Origin of the sequence: Spirillospora sp. NPDC049652 (assembly GCF_040675125.1) — a bacterium.
In the GTDB taxonomy this organism is placed as follows: domain Bacteria; phylum Actinomycetota; class Actinomycetes; order Streptosporangiales; family Streptosporangiaceae; genus Spirillospora.
The window spans coordinates 1-1,051 of record NZ_JBFAOF010001572.1; the positions used below are offsets into that span (position 1 = coordinate 1).

Sequence of the window (1,051 nt, forward strand, 5' to 3'; positions counted from 1 at the left end):
CGAGGATCGCCCGCACCGTCCGCTCGGCGTCCGCGCGGAGCGGACGGCCGTCCTTCGCCGCGGGAGCCCGCCGCTGAGTCGTCATGGGAAAAGTATACAGGCGCGTCCGCGTTCAATCTGTACTTGCGACACGCATGTTGCAAGTAGTAGCTTCACCGCATCGCACCTGATGCGGCTAGCGCCACATCGGTTCTGAGAGAAGGTTGGAAGCAGATGGAGTACACGCGTCTCGGCCGCAGCGGCCTGTCGGTGTCCCGGCTCGTCCTCGGCACGATGAACTTCGGCACGGAGGCGTCCGAGGAGGACAGCCACAAGATCATGGACGCCGCGCACGGCCACGGCGTCAACTTCTTCGACACGGCCGACGTGTACGGCCGGGAGCTCGGCGAGGGCGTCACCGAGCAGATCATCGGACGGTGGTTCGCGCAGGGGGCCGGACGGCGCGACAAGACCGTCCTCGCCACCAAGGCGTACCTGCCGATGGGGGAGGGGCCGAACGACCGCGGCCTGTCCGCGCTGCACATCCGGCGTGCCGTCGAGGGCTCGCTGAAGCGGCTGCGGACCGACTACATCGACCTGTACCAGATGCACCACATCGACCGGAGCACTCCGTGGGAGGAGATCTGGGAGGCGTTCGGCGTGCTGCGCCAGCAGGGCAAGGTGCTGTACTTCGGGTCGTCGAACTTCGCCGGCTGGAACATCGCGCAGGCGCAGGAGGCGGCCCGGGCGCGGCACTTCCTCGGCCTGGTCAGCGAGCAGTCGATCTACAACCTGATGTCGCGCTGGGCGGAGCTGGAGGTGCTGCCCGCGGCGCGGCACTACGGGCTGGGCGTGATCCCGTGGTCGCCGCTGCACGGCGGGCTGCTCAGCGGCGTCCTGCGCAAGCGGCGCGAGGGCGTCGCCGCGCGCAGCGGCACGGGCCACTGGGCCGAGTCGTTCGCCGAGCACCGCGACGCCCTGGAGGCGTACGAGAAGCTGTGCGCCGAGATCGGCGAGGACCCGGCCCACGTCGGCCTCGCGTGGCTGCTCGCGCAGGACGGCGTGACCGGCC

Annotated in this window: 1 protein-coding gene; it reads left to right on the plus strand. The window is 69.9% G+C overall.

Going from position 1 to position 1,051, the window contains the following annotated elements:
* Positions 1 to 213: 213 nt before the first annotated feature.
* Positions 214 to 1,051, plus strand: an 838-nt coding sequence (locus AB0J52_RS42015; protein ID WP_500188904.1) for an aldo/keto reductase, incomplete at its 3' end; no start/stop codon positions are given.